Origin of the sequence: Burkholderia sp. JP2-270 (assembly GCF_003233675.1) — a bacterium.
GTDB classification, from domain to species: Bacteria; Pseudomonadota; Gammaproteobacteria; order Burkholderiales; family Burkholderiaceae; genus Burkholderia; species Burkholderia pyrrocinia_C.
Genome location: NZ_CP029825.1, coordinates 909,968 through 927,252, shown reverse-complemented (window position 1 = coordinate 927,252; position 17,285 = coordinate 909,968). Strand labels below are relative to the sequence as shown.

At 64.4% G+C, this 17,285-nt stretch carries 16 protein-coding genes and 2 pseudogenes; 7 read left to right on the top strand and 11 right to left on the bottom strand.

The features are described from left to right. Positions 1-44: 44 nt before the first annotated feature. Positions 45-1,193, top strand: a complete 1,149-nt coding sequence (locus tag DM992_RS22050) for an AraC family transcriptional regulator (RefSeq protein WP_111018634.1) — start codon at positions 45-47, stop codon at positions 1,191-1,193. 16 nt (positions 1,194-1,209) lie between these two features. Here the strand turns inward: DM992_RS22050 and DM992_RS22045 are convergent, their stop codons facing one another. The 4 genes from DM992_RS22045 to DM992_RS22030 all read right to left on the bottom strand — a co-directional run bounded on the left by DM992_RS22045 (position 1,210) and on the right by DM992_RS22030 (position 5,357). Next, a complete protein-coding gene (locus tag DM992_RS22045) occupies positions 1,210-2,142 on the bottom strand; it encodes a LysR family transcriptional regulator (RefSeq protein WP_239511461.1) in 933 nt (310 codons plus the stop codon). A gap of 168 nt (positions 2,143-2,310) precedes the next feature. After that, a complete protein-coding gene (locus DM992_RS22040) occupies positions 2,311-3,210 on the bottom strand; it encodes a LysR family transcriptional regulator (protein ID WP_111018632.1) in 900 nt (299 codons plus the stop codon). Positions 3,211-3,343: 133 nt separating this feature from the next. Further along, complete coding sequence (locus DM992_RS22035; RefSeq protein WP_111018631.1) at positions 3,344-4,138, bottom strand: acetoacetate decarboxylase; 795 nt, start codon at positions 4,136-4,138, stop codon at positions 3,344-3,346. A 334-nt stretch (positions 4,139-4,472) separates the two neighbouring features. Continuing rightward, positions 4,473-5,357 carry a LysR substrate-binding domain-containing protein gene (locus tag DM992_RS22030; protein WP_111018630.1) on the bottom strand — a complete coding sequence of 295 codons (885 nt, stop codon included), beginning with the start codon at positions 5,355-5,357 and terminating at the stop codon, positions 4,473-4,475. Between the two features lie 243 nt (positions 5,358-5,600). Here DM992_RS22030 and DM992_RS22025 point away from each other — a divergent pair, with 243 nt between their 5' ends. The 5 genes and pseudogenes from DM992_RS22025 to DM992_RS22005 all read left to right on the top strand — a co-directional run bounded on the left by DM992_RS22025 (position 5,601) and on the right by DM992_RS22005 (position 11,415). Continuing rightward, entirely contained in the window at positions 5,601-6,545 is a 945-nt protein-coding gene (locus DM992_RS22025) for a 3-hydroxyacyl-CoA dehydrogenase NAD-binding domain-containing protein (RefSeq protein ID WP_111018629.1), read from the top strand. 308 nt (positions 6,546-6,853) lie between these two features. Continuing rightward, a pseudogene (locus DM992_RS22020) lies at positions 6,854-7,928 on the top strand (IS3 family transposase). Positions 7,929-8,051: 123 nt separating this feature from the next. Next, positions 8,052-9,341 carry an FAD-binding oxidoreductase gene (locus DM992_RS22015; protein WP_111020345.1) on the top strand — a complete coding sequence of 430 codons (1,290 nt, stop codon included), beginning with the start codon at positions 8,052-8,054 and terminating at the stop codon, positions 9,339-9,341. A 17-nt stretch (positions 9,342-9,358) separates the two neighbouring features. Next, complete coding sequence (locus DM992_RS22010; RefSeq protein ID WP_111018628.1) at positions 9,359-9,916, top strand: XRE family transcriptional regulator; 558 nt, start codon at positions 9,359-9,361, stop codon at positions 9,914-9,916. A gap of 152 nt (positions 9,917-10,068) precedes the next feature. Beyond that, entirely contained in the window at positions 10,069-11,415 is a 1,347-nt protein-coding gene (locus DM992_RS22005) for a glutamine synthetase family protein (RefSeq protein WP_111018627.1), read from the top strand. A 23-nt stretch (positions 11,416-11,438) separates the two neighbouring features. Here DM992_RS22005 and DM992_RS22000 read toward each other — a convergent pair whose 3' ends face one another. The 7 genes and pseudogenes from DM992_RS22000 to DM992_RS21975 all read right to left on the bottom strand — a co-directional run bounded on the left by DM992_RS22000 (position 11,439) and on the right by DM992_RS21975 (position 16,059). Continuing rightward, positions 11,439-11,966: a GNAT family N-acetyltransferase gene (locus DM992_RS22000; protein ID WP_111018626.1), complete on the bottom strand. Its 528-nt coding sequence runs from the start codon at positions 11,964-11,966 to the stop codon at positions 11,439-11,441. Positions 11,967-12,026: 60 nt separating this feature from the next. Beyond that, on the bottom strand, positions 12,027-12,416 hold the full coding sequence (locus DM992_RS21995; RefSeq protein ID WP_111018625.1) for a lysozyme inhibitor LprI family protein: 390 nt from the start codon (positions 12,414-12,416) through the stop codon (positions 12,027-12,029). Between the two features lie 50 nt (positions 12,417-12,466). Further along, a complete protein-coding gene (locus DM992_RS21990; protein WP_111018624.1) occupies positions 12,467-13,222 on the bottom strand; it encodes an N-acetylmuramoyl-L-alanine amidase in 756 nt (251 codons plus the stop codon). A gap of 124 nt (positions 13,223-13,346) precedes the next feature. Then, positions 13,347-13,433 (bottom strand): annotated as a pseudogene (locus DM992_RS43540) (FAD dependent oxidoreductase); the annotation flags it as partial. 188 nt (positions 13,434-13,621) lie between these two features. Next, positions 13,622-14,410 carry a lysozyme inhibitor LprI family protein gene (locus tag DM992_RS21985; RefSeq protein ID WP_162631710.1) on the bottom strand — a complete coding sequence of 263 codons (789 nt, stop codon included), beginning with the start codon at positions 14,408-14,410 and terminating at the stop codon, positions 13,622-13,624. 110 nt (positions 14,411-14,520) lie between these two features. Beyond that, a complete protein-coding gene (locus DM992_RS21980) occupies positions 14,521-15,408 on the bottom strand; it encodes a DUF4261 domain-containing protein (RefSeq protein WP_111018622.1) in 888 nt (295 codons plus the stop codon). 198 nt (positions 15,409-15,606) lie between these two features. After that, entirely contained in the window at positions 15,607-16,059 is a 453-nt protein-coding gene (locus DM992_RS21975; protein WP_111018621.1) for an SRPBCC family protein, read from the bottom strand. A gap of 181 nt (positions 16,060-16,240) precedes the next feature. On the opposite strand from DM992_RS21975, the gene DM992_RS21970 reads away from it, so the two are divergent. Further along, positions 16,241-17,281: a bifunctional nicotinamide-nucleotide adenylyltransferase/Nudix hydroxylase gene (locus DM992_RS21970; protein ID WP_111018620.1), complete on the top strand. Its 1,041-nt coding sequence runs from the start codon at positions 16,241-16,243 to the stop codon at positions 17,279-17,281. Positions 17,282-17,285 lie beyond the last annotated feature (4 nt).

Sequence of the window (17,285 nt, the reverse complement as noted above, 5' to 3'; positions counted from 1 at the left end):
GCCAATGAGCGAAAGCTCCCCGGCTCCTCTGTCGCGGTAGCGCGATGGAGGAGCCGGTCGTCGACATCGACACGCAATCCTTCGGGCGTCGACCATGCCGTAGCACCTTGCACGCCATCGCCTTCGAACGTAGTGGCAAGAAAACTTTCGATACCGTGCTAGACAGCTTTTCGACCTATCCGCTGGCCACAGTCCCGATCTCGGTGGTCAACGGCTTTCTGGCCGGCGCCGAACGTGAAGTCGTCGTGCGCCTTGCCGAACGCTCCGGCATCCCGGCCCACCTGCTGGAGAAGCCGGCTGCGCGCGTGACGCAGCAGCAGTTCGCGACGCTGTATCGCCTGCTGGCGACGGAGCTGGACGATGAAATGCCGGGCATTTTCAGTCGTCCCTTAAGAAGCGGGCTGTTGAAATATCTTTGCCTCAGTCTGATCGATGCACCCCGGCTCGATGTCGCGTTGAACCGTATCGGTCAGTTCTTTCGCCTGATACTCGACGACTTTCGCCTCGCGTCGTGGCGAGAGGGTGCGCTCGCCTGCATCGAATTCATTCCTGATCCGGATGGTCAGCCGGTCAGCGCGCTGGGCAGCGAGCTGATGCTGAAGCTCGTCCATGGCGTCGCGTCATGGCTGATCGGGCAGAAGATCGCGCTGCGCGAAGTTTCATTCAGATTCCTTCGGCCGACGCAGTCGGGGGACTTGCTGTACCTGTTTCCCGGACCGGTGCGGTTCGGCAGGGACAAGACCTGCCTCGTCTTCGATGCCGGTTACCTCGATCGTCCGATTTCCCGACGAAAGCCGGATCTGGAGGAATTCCTGCGCCGCGCGCCGGAAGACTGGATCTTCACTTCATTTGCCGAGCAGATGGTCTGTCATCGCGTTCGCCGTTTGATCGAGAATGCGTTGCCGAGCATGCCGACGATCGAGGCGGTCGCGCGGGAATTGCACGTGTCGGTGCGTACGCTGGCACGACGCCTGGCGGGCGACGGCACGAGTTTTCAAGCGATCAAGGACGACGTGCGGCGGGACGTTGCGATCTATCGGCTGACGCGCTCGGACGATTCGATCGAGGCCGTCTCCAATAGTGTCGGCTTCGACGATCCGACTGCGTTTTATCGCGCCTTCCGGCACTGGACGGGCAGCACGCCGGCGACATACCGCCAGCAGCCCTGGAAAGCCCGTCGTCAGGCCGGCTGATTGCCGGCCCCTCTTGCTAGCGATTCGCCGCGACGAGCTTGTCGAGGGGTTCGAACGCGGGCAATGCGATGCCGTGAAGGTGCTGAACGAAGGTGCTGACTTTCGCATCCAGATAGCGCTTCGACGTATAGAGCGCGTACACAGTCAGCGCATTGACGCGATATTCCGGAAGGACCTGAACCAGAGTGCCGCGTCGAAGATCGTCGATCGCCGAATGCAGCGTCAGCGGGCCGATGCCGGCGCCTGCGAGCAGCGCGAAGCGCATGGCATCCGGCATGTTGACCTGAAACGGCGAGGCCTGAACCAGATGGGCATGCTCGCCGTCCGGGCCGTGCAGACGCCATTTTTCCGGAGCCGAGTTCGGTGCGTTCAAGGTGAGGCAGCTATGTGCCGCGAGGTCCGTCACCGTCGACGGCATGCCGTTTCTCTGGACGTAGTCCGGCGACGCGACGAGTACGCTGTAGTTTCCGCCGAGCGGCTTCGAGACATAGCTTGAAGTCGGCAAGTCGGCCGTTGCCATCAGCGAGACGTCGATGCCGTCCTCGATCAGGTTCGGGAATCGTTCCGACAGCGTCAGTTCGATTTTGACGTCGGGATTCGACACCTGGTACTGAACCATCGCGGACGTCAGGTAACGTAACCCGAGACTCGGCATCGCGTGTACCCGCAGCTTTCCGTACGGCTTTGCGAGCCGGTTCCGCGCTTCTGCCGACGCATGCTCGATGTCCGCAAGAATCGATTTCGCGCGCTTGAAGTACCGTTCGCCGCTTTCCGTCATGCCGATGTGACGCGTCGTGCGATTGAGCAAGCGGACCCCGAGCTGTCTTTCAAGAAATGCGACGGCGCGCGATATCTGGGCGGTCGAGCCATTCACTTGCCGAGCCGCGGCGGTAAAGCTGCCTGACTCCACGACGCGTACGAATATGCCAATTGCAGCGAAAAAATCCATCTTCATGTGACTCTGGAAGGGAAGCGTGCGAGATATCGGTGACCATGATCGGCGCAGCGATTCGTGGACGCTGACGAAGCTGGGCGCAATGCCGGATGCGGGCGAGGGCGTGGCCTGGCAGGTTGGTCGTCGGCCGACGTGGCGCGCCGCGATTTTCGGCCTCGGCCGCTAGTCGATGGGAACTCCGGCATCGTCCGGCTTGATGAGGTCGAGCCACGCACGTGCGGCCCAGGATAGCGTCGTGCCCTTGCGCCACACGATCGCGACACGCCATTCCAGTCCGGGTGCATCCAGGTCGATCAGGCGCACGCCGGCATTGCCGTGTCGGCGCGCGACCAGCCGCGGCAGACACGTCACGCCCAAACCCGCCGCGACGAGCGCAAGTGCGAAATTCGGCTGGGCGCTATGCGCGACTTCGTTGATCGTGAAACCTTGGGCAATGCACGCTTCGCGCAGCCTTCGCGTCAATGCGAATCCTTCATTCAGCGCAATGAACGGCACGCCATTCAGCTCATGCAGGTGGACACGGACGTGCGTTTCGAGCGCATGGCCGCGAGGTACCGCGAGCACCATCGGCTCGCGCCGGATGAACATCGCTTGCAGATCCGTGCGCACGGGCAGCATCGTTGCCGCGAGCTCGAGTTCGCCGTCTCGCACGGCTTGCTCCAGTTCGGCGCTGCCATGTTCGTGCAGATGAATCGACACGCCTGGATATCGCTCGCGGAATTCCGCCAAAGGAGCGGCAAACAACTCTGCGCTACCGACCGGTGGCAGTCCCAGACGGAGTTCGCCGCGATCGAGGTCGCGCAGCGCATCGAGATCGAATTGCATCCGCTCGCGCTCTGCCAGGATGGCTCTCGCATGTTGCAGAACGACTTCGCCGGCAGACGTGAGCTTGACGGCGACGCCGCGTCTGCCGCGTTCGAGCAGCGTGACACCCAGTTCGTCTTCCAGCAGTCGAATCGCTTTGCTCAGTGCCGGTTGAGACAGCGGAAGGCGCTTGGCTGCCTTGCCGAAATTCCCTTGGCTGACGATCTCGTCGAAATAGCGAAATGCCTTCAAGTCCATTGCACTTCTTGGCGATGATTGGACCGACGGATTATCGCTCGAAGTGCAAATGCGCGTCGGATTGGAGCGGCGCGCGATGGTCACGATGTCACCGGCAGTGAGGCGCACGCCCGAGAGTGTGCGCCTCGCTCGCTTACGCCAGGGCGTCGGCGGCCTCCTTGTGCGCGTGGTGCGCGGACGGATGGGCGAGGTAATCGTGAACGACGTGGCCGAGGCCGAGGGTGAGGTCAGCCAGGATGTGCGTGCCGGAAAGAATCTCGAGCACGGGCAGTTCTTTCAGTGGTGCGAGCGCGTGCGAAAACAGCTCGAGGCCGACCGGGCCGGTCCAGGCGCCTTTGATCGTGACGTCCTGGCAGCGGTATTCGACCAGCTCGAGGATGCGCGGCGAACCGTCGACGTGCGGGATGATCTTCAGCAGGTAGCCGGGCGCCTCGATGGTCGCCTTGGCGGCCTGAGCGTCGAGCTCCTGATATTTGTAGCCCATCGTCGCGCTCGCCACCAGCACCTTGCCATAGCGCAGTTCGCCGACGATCGTGTCGGTGTCGACTTCGAGCGACGGCTTCGCCATTTTCTTCGGGAAACCCCACAACTCGCGGCCGGCGGCAGTCGGTGCGTGGTCGTCGAGGAACATCGCGTGCGTATAGGTGCCGCGGCGGCCCTTGTACGTCACGGGAATGACCTGCCCCGACTCCGTGTAGTCGCCGAATCCGCCGCTGGAATCCGGCATGCGAATGAACTCGAACTTGACGAGCGGATTTTCCATGTCGATTTCGAGCGGTTCGGGAACCAGCTCTCGAAGTTTCTTCGCATCGGTACGGTACGTCACGATCAGGAATTCGCGATTGACGAATTTGTACGGGCCGTGCGGATAGGTCGGGCTGGTGAGGGGAATCGAAACTGCGCGTTGCTTGACGTCGTTGATGTTCACAATGGGTCCTTGGTCGGCAAAACTTTCGAGAGGCGAGGGTGGTGCGCCGGATCTGCGGGGCGCTGAGCCCGCGTCGCTCGCACCGGAAACAGGCATCAGGTAACCCCGGCTGTGAACAGTCTAGATTTCGATTTTTCTTAAATAAATTGAATTCTTTTTATGAATTGCATGCCTGGAGGAAATTGAATTCCGCGTTGCTCCACGCGACATGCAAATTCGGTCATCGCATGGCGCTTCGGCTGCGTGCGATGCAACGAGTGATCGGGGATTGGACGCCGCGCGATCTTTCGCCGACATGATGCGGGACGTTGCGCCCGGTCGGGGCGGACTCGATTCAGTTGACCGTTGCGCCCATCTGCGCGGCGAGGCGCGACACGATCGGGGAGGCGCGATTGCCGGCATACGCCAGCACGAGATTGAGCCGGCTGCTATCAAATGCGGTCAGGCGTCGCGTAGCCATCCCTTTGGGCAGCATGCGCGCGAAATGGCTCGGCACCAGGCTGCAGAGTCCGGTCGCGGCGACCAGCGAGAAAATGCTCAACATCCCGTCGGCCTCGAGAGGAGGCTTCGTGGGCGCGGTGCCGTCCTGATTGAGGAATGCGTCGATGGTTGCGCGTAGCGCGGGCGCGGCGGCGGCGGCCACCGCGATGATGCGTTCTTTGGACAGATCGGCCGGCGACAGACGGCGTTTGTTCAGCAACGCGTGCCCGCGAGGCAGGATGGCGATCAGGTCTTCGGCCTGGACCGTCCGGCTCGTCCATTCCGGACCGATATCGCCCTGGCGGACGAATGCCGCATCGATGCGGCCGTTTTCCAGCGCGCGAATCAGATCGAGATGCAGCTTGCTGTGAACGTCGATCGCGACGTCCTGCAACTCGGGACCGAGAGCGACCGATATGCGTCCCATCAGTTCGTCTTCCGTGCCGGGAATCATGCCGAGGGCGAGTTTCCGCGGATGTTGTTTGCCTTCCCGCGTGCGCTTGAGCGCCAGGTCGAACTGGGCAACGGCGAGCCGGGCTTCCCTGAGCAGGATTTCGCCGCTATCCGTCAGTTGCACGCCTTGCCAGGACCGCACGAACAACGGACAGCCAAGCTGGTCCTCCAACGCCCGAATTTGCCGCGTCAGCGACGGCTGTGCAATGCACAGCCGCTTGGCCCCTTCCGCAAAACTCCCCGCCTCGGCGATCGCTAGAAAATATCGAAAATGTCGGATTTCCATCGCGAAAGTATAGCGCCGAGGCATAGGGTCGGTGCCACAAAGTATTGGAGCGTCTCGGTTCTGCTCGACTAGACTTTGAGGCGCGACGCAATCGACTCGTTTCGATGCAGGCTGCCGTCCGGCTCGCTGACCCACCCCGAATGCAGCATGCTGCGCGGTCCACGGTCCACGAGAGTAGGTGAGACCACGCCGGCAGTCTGCGGCGTCGCGCCAATTTCTCTATCAGTCATTGCGAGTCGCCATATGAGCAAGAATATTCGGAAGATCGGGGTAGTAGGTACCGGGGTCATCGGAGCCAGCTGGAGTGCGTTGTTTCTGGCTCAGGGTTTCGACGTCGTGGCGACCGATCCCGCGCCGGGCGCGGAAAAATCCTTGCGCGAGTACATCGCAAAGGCGTGGCCTGCGATGGAAACGCTGGGCGCCGTCGTGCCGGGTGGCTCGCAGGCGCGCCTGACGTTTACAACCGATATGAACGAACTTGCCGATGTCGACTTCGTCCAGGAAAACGGTCCGGAGCGTCTGCCGTTCAAGCACGATCTGTATCGTCAGCTCGATGCGATGCTGCGTCCGGACGTCATTATCGCGACGAGCTCGTCGGGTTTGACCATGACGGACATCCAGGAGGGTTGCGAACGGCATCCCGAGCGCTGCATCGTCGGCCACCCGTTCAACCCGCCGCATCTGATTCCGCTGGTCGAGCTCGTCGCGGGCAAGCGGACCGCGGCCGAGGCAATCGATCGCGCGGACGTGTTCTACACCGGGCTCGGCAAGAAGACGATCCGGCTCAACAAGGAAGTGCCTGGCCACGTCGCCAACCGACTGCAGGGCGTGCTCGTCCGCGAAATCATGTCGCTCGTCAGCGAAGGCGTGGTCAGCGTGGCCGATGCGGATGCGGCTTGCTCGTGGGGGCCGGGCTTGCGCTGGGGTGTCATGGGGCCGGTGATGCTGAATCATCTCGGCGGCGGCGCCGGCGGCATCGAACATTTCTACAATCAATTTGCCGGCCCGCTCGTCACCTGGTGGACGCCGCTGGGCGACTTCGAATTCACCCAGGAAGTGCGCGAAAAGATGGTCGCGGGTTTGCGTGAGGAAGTGGGTGGCCGCGACTTCCAGACGCTGGCATCGGAGCGGGATCAGCTGCTGTTGACGCTGCTCAAGGCGCGTCTCGCTGGACAGTCGAAGCAGTAAGCTGTACGCCGCCCGGCGCCATCATTTGGCACCTGCCTGATCGAATCCGGTCGGGTTGGCGCCCGGGCGGTTTCGATGTAACGATCCGGCGGGATCTTGGCAGTTTGGGCGGCCATAGTGAACGTTTCGGCGGCTGCTTTGGTTTTCGGCGCGGCCGATGGTTGTAGAAGTGAAACCGGCCTGCGATCGCTCGGCCGGGAGTCTTGCCCGGCTAGCTAAGCAACCGATGATTGCGGTTCGCTGCCTTTTGAGGTCGGCCGGAAAAAATGGAAGCCAACGTTTCGTAAGATCGAGAAACGGAGGCATGGATGAATCGAATTCCAAGAGCGGTCTATACGAACGAGCTTCGCGACGAAGCGGTCAAGCTGGCGTTGACTGAAGGTGTTGGGGTATCGGAAGCGTCCCGCCGGTTGTCGATCCCAATCAAGACGCTGACAAACTGGGTGCGCGCGGCGAAGGCCGGTAAGCTGAAAGATGTCGGTCGGCACCAGAAACCACTGACGGAAGTTGAGGCCGAGCTGGCGCAGGTCAAGCGCGAACTGGCCGAGGTCAAGATGGAGCGCGATCTCCTAAAAAAGTTCGCGACGTACTTCGCGAAGGAGTCGCGGTGAAGTACGGCGTGATCGAGCAAATGCGACAGGACTATCCCGTGCCGCCGATGTGTCGCGTGCTGGGCGTATCGGTGAGCGGCTACTATGCGTGGCGCAAGCGCAAGCCGTCCGGAAGAACGCAGCAGGAGCCTCGCCTGGAAGCGGAGGTACTTGCGGCCCATCAGCGAACTCGGGAAAGCTTCGGGCCCGAGCGCCTGCAGCAACATCTCGAGGAACGTGGCGTGCGAATCGGCGTGCACCGGATCAGGCGGCTGCGCAGAAAACTGGGACTGCGCTGCAAGCAGAAACGCCGGTTCAAGGCCACGACGAATTCGAAGCACGACCTGCCTGTCGCGCCGAATCTGCTGAACCAGGACAGCGGCGAAATCGTCGGGTACGCGATGAGCGAACGGATGGCAAGCATCTGGTCATGCAGGCGCTGTTTCGCGCTGTCGCAACCCGACGACCGCCGGCGGGCCTGATTCACCATAGCGATCGTGGGTCGCAATATTGTGCGCTGGCCTATCAAGCACTCATCGGCCAGTTTGACATGCGACTGTCGATGAGCCGTCGTGGCAACTGCTACGACAACGCACCCATCGAATCGTTCTGGGGAACGCTGAAGAATGAACTGGTCTATCATCAACGCTTCGCTACGCGCGAGCAGGCACGCCTTGCGATCAGCGAGTACATCGAAATCTTCTACAACCGGCAACGCACGCAGGCGCGTCTGAACTACCAATCGCCTGTCGCGTTCACGCAGCGCTTCTATCTGAACCAGATCGCTGCTTAACCCGTTGGCCTCCACGAATTCCGTCCGACCTCAATCGGCGAAATCATGTTCCGCCTTGCCCCCATGAAATTGTCGTGCTAGTTTTTCATGAAATTTATCGACGAAAATTTCACGGGAGCCCGCATGTTCGTGCAGTCCGACCGTCACGTCGCAAGCTACTACGCCGGCACCTACCCGGCGCCGATCCCGCATCGTCCGGAACTGGACGAGCGCATCGACGCCGACGTGCTTGTCGTCGGCGCGGGCTTCAGCGGGCTGCATACGGCGTTGCGCCTCGCGCTCGCCGGCAAGCGCGTCGTCGTGCTCGAAGCGAGCCGTGTCGCGTGGGCCGCGTCGGGCCGCAACGGCGGGCAGGCGCTGCTCGGCTGGTCGTGCGACATGCAGCCGCTCGAGGATTCGCTCGGCCGCGACGGCGCGCGCCTGCTGTGGGACAGCATGCGCTGGGCCGCGACCGAGGTGCGCGAGTTGCCCGGACGGCACGGCTTCGACATCGACTACCGGCCCGGCAGCCTGTGGGCCGCGGTGCGGCCGCGCCGCGTCGCGATGCTCGCGCAGGCCCGCGACGAGGCGGCCGAGCGCTGGGGCTACGACCGGCTGCGCGTGATCGGGCGTGACGAGATGCCCGAATGGATCGGCGGCACGCGTTATCTCGCCGCGCTCCACGATCCGGAAGCCGGCCACCTGAATCCGCTGAAACTCGCGCTCGGCCTGGCGCAAACGATCGAGCGCGCAGGCGGCCGCATCTTCGAGCAGAGCCGCGTGCTCGATTGCCGCGAGACGGCCGGCGGCCACATCGCCCGCACGGCACGCGGCGAAGTGCGCGCGGACGTGCTGGTGCTCGCGTGCAACGCGTACGTCGACCGGCTCGATCGCGACCTGGCGCGCCGGCTGCTGCCGGTCGGCACGTACCAGGTCGCGACCGCGCCGCTCGCGCCCGATGTCGCGCGTTCGCTGCTGCCGCAGAACAGTTGCGTGATCGACAACCAGTTCGTGCCTGACTACTTTCGCCTGAGCCCCGACAACCGGCTGCTGTTCGGCGGCGGCTGCACGTATCTCGGCGGCATCCCGGCCGATATCGCGGCGGCGACGCGCCCGCACCTCGAACGCGTGTTCCCGCAACTGGCCGGCGTGCCGCTCGATTACGCGTGGGGCGGCCATATCGACATCAGCATGCGCCGCACGCCGGACATCGGCCGCCACGGGCAGCGTTTCTGGCTGCAGGGCTTCTCGGGGCACGGCGTGCTGCCGACGCTCGCGGGTGCGCGCGCGGTCGCCGACGCCGTGCTCGGCGACGAGCGCCTGCTCGCGCTGTACCGGCGCATCCGCAACCCGCGCTTCCCCGGCGGCGACCGGCTCGCCGCGCCGCTGGAGGCGATCGGCAAGGCCTGGTACCGTTTGCGCGACACCGTCTGACCGTTTCGGAACCCATCATGAACGAACAGGAAGAGATAGAAAGTCTGGCGATCCTGATCCGCGACCTGCGCAAACACCGCAAGGTCACGCTGAACGACCTCGCCGAGCGGATCGGCCGCTCGGTCGGCTTTCTGTCGCAGGTCGAGCGCGGGCTGTCGCGCCCGACGGTCGCGGATCTCACCGCGATCGGCGAGGCGCTCGGCGTGCCGACCACATATTTCTACAGCCTGAGCAAGCCGCGCAGCGTGCCGTGGGTCACGCGGCCGGACGAACGGCGCACCGTGTATTACGCGGCCGGCATTACCGACATCCTCGTGTCGCCGAACATGCGCTCGCGCTTCTCGATTCTCGAAAGCCATCTCGCGCCGGGCGCGAGCAGCGGCGAGCGGCCCGTAGACGACAGCGACGAGCAGGGCGGGTTCGTGCTCGAAGGAGAACTGACGATCTGGATCGATGGCGACGACATGCCCATCACGCTCGGCCCGAACGATGCGTTCCAGCTGCCCGCGCACAAGCGGTTCCGTTATGCCAACCTGACCGACGCGCCGACGCGCGTGATCTGGGTGTTCACCTGAGTCGTCGGCGTGGCGGGCGGTGTCGCAGGTTGTCGCGCCACGCAGCATGTTTGCAGTACTGATTTAAATGAGGCGTGCGTTGTCACGCGTGCCGCATGAATCCGGTTCGCCGCGCTGCGGCACCGCCATACATGACATGGAAAGGATGAGACATGGCTGACGTCGTTCCCGCGCTGGTCGGTGAAGTCCGCGCATTCCGGCAGGCGCACCCCGAGATCCGTTATGTCGACCTGATCTGCCTCGATCTGCCCGGGCATTTCTACGGCAAGCGCTACCCGATCGATGCGCTCGAGAAGGTCGCGTCGGGCTCGCTGCTGAAGCTGCCGCAGAACTGCGTGCTGCTCGGCACGCAGGGCGGCCTCTACAAGATCGCCGACTACTGCTTCAACGACGGCGACCCCGACGCGCCGCGCCGCCTGATTCCCGGCACGCTGAAGCGCGTGCGCTGGGAGCGGCAGCCGCTCGCGCAGATGCTGATCAGCTCGGACGGCACGGATGCGCCGATCGAGTTCGAGCCGCGCGAGGTGCTCGCGCGCGTGCTGCGGCGTTTCGCGGCGCGCGGCATCCGGCCGGTCGTCGCATTCGAGCTCGAGTTCTACCTGTTCGCCGCACAGCTCGCGGAAGGGATGCCGCAGTATCCGCGCGATCGCCTGAGCGACGACCGCGACGATCAGCCGAACATGCATATCGAGCGCCTGTCGCGCTTCTCCGACGTGCTGCACGAGATGGTCGAGGCCGCGTGCGAGCAGGGCGTCGATGCGACGGTGATCACCGCCGAGCTCGGGCCCGGCCAGTTCGAGATCAATTTCGGGCACACCGACGACGGGCTGCGCGCGGCCGACTGGTCGGCGCTGTTCTGCCGCAGCACGCGCGGCGTCGCGTTGCAGCACGGCTATCGCGCGAGCTTCATGGGCAAGCCTTACCTGCATGCGCCGGGCAGCGGGATGCACGTGCACGTGAGCCTGTACGACGACGCGGGGCGCAACCTGCTCGCGGCGGACGGGCAGCGACCGCTGCGGCACGCTGTGGCCGGGTGTCTCGCGCTGCTGCCGCATTGCATGCCCGTGTTCGCGCCGAATCACAACGCGTTCCGGCGCTACGGATCGATGGTGAACGCGGCGAGCCGCGCGAGCTGGGGTTTCGAGGATCGCGATGCGTGCATCCGGATTCCCGAGTCGGATGCGCGCAACCTGCGGATCGAACACCGGCTCGCGAGTGCGGACGCGAATCCGTACCTGGTGCTCGCGGCGATCCTCGCCGGGATGGAGCACGGGCTCGATGCACGGATCGAACCGATCGCGCCGCTCAACGAGGATCGTGGCAGCGGGATCGATTTTCCGAAGGAGATGCTGTCGGCCGTCGCGGCGATGCAGGATCATCCGGCCGTGCGCGAAGGGCTCGGCAGCGAGTTCGTGATGGTGTATTGCGAGAACAAGCGGCAGGAGGAGCTGGATTTTCGTAACGAGATCAGCGCGCGGGAGTATCGGTGGTTTTTGTGATTGCCGTGCGTCGCAGAAGCAAACTAGGGAAGTGCGCGCCAATAGCGCACTTCTTCGATCGGCGTACCGTCGATCTCGAACGTCTTGATGTCGTCTTCGGCGACGAAGCCCTCGCGTTCATAGAATGCTCTTGCACGACGGTTTTCGACGAGTACCCAGAGCGATACCCATGCGTGGCCCGCGTCCTGCAGCGATCGGCACGCATGCTCGACCAGCGCCGCGCCGATGCCTTGCCCGCAATGCGACGGATGCAGATAGATCGCCGCGATCTCGCCCCACGCGCGATCCTTGTCGGTGTCGCGCGTCGGACCATAGGCGATCCAGCCGGCCGCGTCGTTGCCCGTGAATGCAAGCGCGACGCGTGTCCGGCCGGCATCGAGCGCACAGCGCCATTCGGCCGCGCGCTTTTCGACCGACAGACCGGCGAGGAACGGGGCCGGCATGATGTTGATGTAGGTCGCTTGCCACGACGCGACATGGATGTCGGCGATGGCCGCAGCGTCGGCCGGCGTGGCGGCCCGGATGTCGATCGTTGTCGTATTCGGTGTCATGCGTGCTCCGCCTGATTACCGTGCCGCGAAGTGCGTCGCGCCACGGCATCTTCAAAGCGCTTACTCGCCGAGCTTCGACGCCACACACCCCGTGCTCGTGCATTCACGCTCGCGCTCGCGCAGGAACGACAGTCGCGACGCCGTCATGTCGGTCGCGCACTGGAGATCCACGAGGTAGCCGTTGTTGCGGGTTTCGCTGCACTGCGCGTCGCGCTGCTTCAGCCAAGCGAGCTGGCCGGCCTTCAGCGTCGCCTGCTGGTCGCCGCTCAGTTGCTTGCGCAGGCGGCCGTACTCGTCGTTGAGTTCGCGGTCGGTCTGCGAGAACTGCGTGCTGCTGCAGTACACCTGGTCGAACGCGCTGTGCGGCTTCGCGCAGCCGGCCGCGTGCGCGGCGAACGGAACGGCAAGCGCGAGCAGCGCGCAGGATGCGAACAGACTCTTCTTTTTCATTTTGATGCTCCTGACTGGGTGAAAATCGTTGAGCCCGATGGGCGATATCGTCACTTCGGCGCCATGCACGCGTCGATCCCGCCCGCGATCGCGGTGGACAGGCGCTGGATCGTCCCGCGTTGCGCGAGCTGCGCTTCTTCGTCGGGATTGACGATCACGCCGGCCTCGACGAGCACGGCCGGAATCGGTGCGGTGCGCAGCACGACGAGATCGTCGAAGCGGTGGATGCCGAGTTGCGGGTCGATCAGCGGGCGATTCTCGCCGCGGATCGGCTGCGCGTGATACAGCGACGGCCGTTCGCCGGCAGCGACCAGCCGTTCGCCGATCGCTTTCGCACAACGCAGGCTTTCCGCGTAGTGCGGATTGCGCTCCGACACGAACACCGAGAAGCCGCGGAATTCGCGCTGCCGGCCCGCGTCGATGAATTGCTGCTGCATCGAGTCGTGATGGATCGACACGAACAGGTTCGCGTCGGGCGCCTGTGTCGAACGCTGGTCGAGCGCGATCTCGCGGCCGTCGGCCGACGTGCGCCGCACGCGGTCGCCGTGTGCGGCGAGCTTTTCCGCAACTGCGGCAGACAGATCGAGGTTGTAAAGGTATTCGACGCGGCCGCTCGCGCCGGTAGAGCCCGGATGAGCCGGCGTATGGCCGGTGTCGACGACGATATAGCGCCCGGATGCGGGCTCGGTGCCTGCGGTGTCGGCCGCATGCAGCGCCAGCGGCGCGCCGAGCAGCGGGGCGCATGCGAGCACGCGCGCGGCGGCGCGCACGAACGGGCGAAGGCGTCGGATGGTGCGGTTCGTCATTGTTGTTGTCGAGGAGGGCATACGGCGCGGCGCACGGCGCGGCACCGTCGGCCTGCTCAATGCAGTCGGAATGTCGCGCGATTATAGCGGCTAGCGGCGGCGCTGCAATGACGAATGGTTGCCGTCACGCGAGCACGCGCTGTGCCGCGAGCATTCCCCAGTCCGACGCTTCCTCGAACAGCGGCAGTCCGGACAGGTCCGCATGTGCGAACTCGGCGAGACCGAACTGCATCGCGACGGCAACGACGGCTATCTGTACCTGTATGGCGCCAGTGCCGATCGCTCGTATGCAGTGGCGCGCCCGATCCTGAAATAATCAGGTTGGCTGACCGGTACGGAAGTCACGTTGCGTCGCGATTCCGGCGCGGAAACGTTCTCGATGGGCCGGGGCGGAGCACGCTAGCGTTCGAACCGGAACGTCGACACGCTGTGCAGCGTCGCGTCGTCGGTGCCGACGATGCCCTGCGTATTCGCGACGGCCGCGCGCTTGCCGTTGCTCAGCACGGCCCAGTAGCATTCGCCGCCGGCCGCATGGAAGCCGGTTTCCGGATCGCTGATGCCGCAGGTGATCGTCGCGCGCATGCCGCGCCAGCCGGTGCCGGAGAAGCGTTCGACTTCCTGCGCGGTGCCGCGGCCGTACGTCGTCATCCACTTGCCGTCGTCCTGCTGCACGAAACCCGCTTCCTTTTCCGCGACAGGCTCCAGCGCGCCGTCGACGATCTCGAACGCGATGAAATAGTTGCTGTAGGTCATGTTGCGGCCGACGATCGCGATACAGTTGTCGCCGCCGATTTCCGGGCACGGCTTCTTCACCTGCCGGTTCGCGAGGTACTCGAACGAGACGCCGAGCGCCGGGTCGCGATAGGTTTTCCAGCCCGCGTGCTTGACCTGCTTCAGCGCCGCGGTGCGGTCGCGGTAGGCGGTGGCGATGCAGGCGGCATCGGCACACGCGTCGCGCTGTGCGAGCCACGCGCGTTGCGAGCGAATTACGGCCTGCTGGTCGGCGGCGATGCCGATCGCGTCGTCGTAGGCGCTCGACAGCGCGCTGTCGGCCGATACCAGCGCCTTGTCGGCGCAAATCAGGCGATCGGTGCGTGTCTTCGCACGCGCGCAGTCGATGCTGTCGGCGTGGGCCGACAGCGAGAGGCCGATGGCTGCCAGCATGAGGCAAAGGCGAATGCCGAACACGGACGTCTCCTCACCGGGTTGGAGCAGTGGCTGCTACGCAGCCGTCACGTAATGCTGCGGCGCGCGGTGCGGGAAGCTTCGATCCCGCGCGCCGCACGATCGCGACACAATCAGCGATTGATTTGGTCCGCCGAAATCAGTTCGGCCACCAGCACCTGCGCCGGCCCCTGCAGGTAATACTCGTGCTCGAGCGGTTCCCGCAGCTTCATGAACGTTTCCGAACCGACCTGCATCGTCTCGCCCGCATGCATGCGCGCACCGCTTTCCAGCAGGTAGTGCATCACGTTGTTGAAGATGCCCGAATAGCGTTCGCCTTCGTGATGGCCTTCCGCGAGCGCCGCAAAATCGGGCAGGCCGAACACGTCCGCGCCATAGGTGCGCATCCACACGCCTTCGACGCCTTCGACCTCGTATTTCACGAAGCCGCAGAAGAACAGGTTCAACGGAATCTCGCGCAGCACTTCGAGGCTCTCTGCGCCGAGTTCCTTCGCGTCGAAGACACCGGCCGGCAGCGACGTGTGCGCGTGTTCGTTCAGCACCGCGAGGCCGTTCTGTTCGGCCAGCGCGCCGGCGACGGCCGCCAGCGCGACATACTGGTCGAGCGGATCGGGTTCATGTCCGGCGTAGTAGAGGATCACGTGGCTGCGGCTCGCGCGCACCTGCTGCTTCAGATCCTGCTCATAGTGGGCGGGCGCGACGCATGCTTCCAGCGCTTCGGACGGATAGGGCGCATCGAAGCCGACCAGCCGGACGACGTGGTTGCCCCAGCCGGCGAGCCCGAATACCTGCTCCAGCGTGGGCTCGGTTTCGACACGCGCGTGCTTCATGCTCGGATGGTACGCACGCAACGCGGCCGTCAGCGACGCGATATCGACCTGCAGCGGCCCGTCGAAGACGACCGTCACGCTCAGCGGATGCTCGATGTCGGACGCCGCGACCAGTGCGGCGGGGTTTTCGGGTTCTTCCTTGCGGCCAAAGAATCGGGATATCAGGCTCATTGGATTGTGTTTGTGTCGACGCCGTTTCAGGGAGGAGTGCCCTGTTCTCTCGGTCAGGGCTCGCCGTCAGGGTGACGGCCGCCCGTAGTTTCTCCGGGTTCGGCGAATCTGGCAAATGCCCGATGAAGCGGCCGCGGCGAGTTCGAACGCATCCGGAGGGAGACGGCGCAGACACGCCGGACCGCGCGGCAGTGCGTATCAGCGCGGCAGCGCTTCGGCTTCGGCCCAGCGCTTGAACGAATCGAGACGCCGGCGCGTCTGCACGAGATAGAACGCGCCGATCAGCGGTTCGAGCAGCCAGCGCAGCCAGGACGGCTGCGCGCGGAAGTTGTACGTGAACTTCACTTCGGTCGAACCCGGCGTGTGTTCGATGAAGTTCCAGCTTCCGCTGAAGCGTTCGAGCACCTTCGGCCCGTCGACCATTTCGACCGCGGCGACCTGCGGCGGACGGTACGAGATATAGCGCGACACCATCGTCGCGCCCGACTGGCTGCGGCAGAACGCGTCGACGCCGACGTCGGCCGTCGTTTCGTCGAGCAGGTAGGCGTCGGTGAGGAAGCTGTCCCACACGAGCCGCCGCGCGTAATCCTGCGACCACGTGAAGAGGCGTCTGCGATCGACGCCGACGGTCCGGCTGACTGAGATCCTCATGATGGCGGGCGCAATGGTGCGGATTGTGATGAAATCGAGTGTACCGCGCCAATACCGCGCATTTCGTCAGACTTGGTCAAGTCGAGCGTGTGCTCGATTGACGCACTCCGGGATTTCACCTAGGATTCGTTCCAACCCTTCGGGAAAGACCCGAAGCGTTTCAATCTCTTGAGGGAGCCTCATGAGTACGCAACAGAACCGGCGCTTCGACGCGCTCGTTTTCATTGGTCGTTTCCAGCCTCCGCATCGTGGTCACCTGAACGTGCTGAAGTCGGCACTGAGCCGGGCCGAGCGCGTGTGCGTGCTGATCGGGTCGACCGACAAGCCCCGCACCATCAAGGATCCGTTCTCGTTCGACGAGCGCCGCCAGATGCTGGCTTCGCTGTTCGACGCGTCCGAGCGCGACCGCGTGACGATCGCGCCGTTGCAGGATTCGACGTACAACGACGGCGACTGGGTGCGCTGGGTGCAGGGCGCCGTCGCGTCCGCGCTCGGCGAAGTCGCGCAGCGCAAGGTCGGGCTGATCGGCCACGAGAAGGACGCCACGTCGTATTACCTGCGGATGTTCCCGCAATGGGAGCTCGTCGACGTCGATGCGACCGAAGACATTTCTGCCACCGAGATCCGCGACCAGTATTTCGCAGAACGCACCAACAGCTTCGTGCAGTGGGCCGTGCCGGAACCCGTGTTCGGCTGGCTCGAGCGTTTTCGCACGCAGCCGGAATTCGCGCAACTGAAGTCGGAAGCCGAATTCATCGCCGCGTATCGCAAGGCATGGGCGGCCGCGCCTTATCCCGTCACGTTCGTGACGGTCGACGCGGTGGTCGTGCACTCGGGCCATATCCTGCTCGTGCGCCGCCGCAGCGAACCGGGCCGCGGCCTGTGGGCGCTGCCGGGCGGGTTCGTGAACCAGGACGAGCGGCTCGATGCGGCGTGCATTCGCGAGTTGCGCGAGGAAACCGGCCTGAAGCTGCCGGAGCCCGTGCTGCGCGGCTCGATCAAGGATCGCCAGGTGTTCGATCATCCGACCCGCTCGCTGCGCGGCCGCACGATCACGCACGCGTGCCTGTTCAATTTTCCGACCGGCGAGCTGCCGCGCGTGAAGGGCAGCGACGATGCCGACAAGGCGCGCTGGGTGCCGCTCAACGAATTCGCGCAGATGCGCAACGTGATGTTCGAGGATCACTTCGACATCGCGTATCACTTCCTGGGGAAGCTGTGATCCG